The sequence below is a fragment of the Colwellia sp. BRX10-4 genome (assembly GCF_014077465.1).
Taxonomy (GTDB): domain Bacteria; phylum Pseudomonadota; class Gammaproteobacteria; order Enterobacterales; family Alteromonadaceae; genus Colwellia_A.
The window spans coordinates 1-349 of record NZ_JACGVZ010000122.1 but is presented as its reverse complement, the minus strand read 5'-3'; the positions used below and the strand labels follow the sequence as shown (position 1 = coordinate 349).

Here is a 349-nt window from a genome sequence, read left to right as displayed (position 1 = left end):
ATATGTAAATCACAGCGCGACACCGTTCATTACGACATAAATACTTTATTTATATCAGCTTTCCAGATTGTTAAAGAACTTGTCATTTGGGCGCATTCGCCAAAGACTTGGTTTAAAAAACCAAATTAATATTCACTCACCAGACACTGAAACACGTTCAGCATGACGAAAGTAAACCTTAATTTGGTCTTTTCTTTAATGAAGAAGATTAATCAATTCAGCGTATGAATTGGTAGGTCTGGGCAGACTTGAACTGCCGACCTCACCCTTATCAGGGGTGCGCTCTAACCAGCTGAGCTACAGACCTATCTTATTAGCAAGCCCAAGGGCTTTCTTCTTCTAATTTGTT

The 349-nt window shown here is 39.3% G+C and carries 1 tRNA gene; it reads right to left on the bottom strand.

Annotated elements, in window-relative coordinates:
* Window positions 1-230 precede the first annotated feature (230 nt).
* Window positions 231-307, bottom strand: a tRNA-Ile gene (locus H4J67_RS20115).
* Window positions 308-349 lie beyond the last annotated feature (42 nt).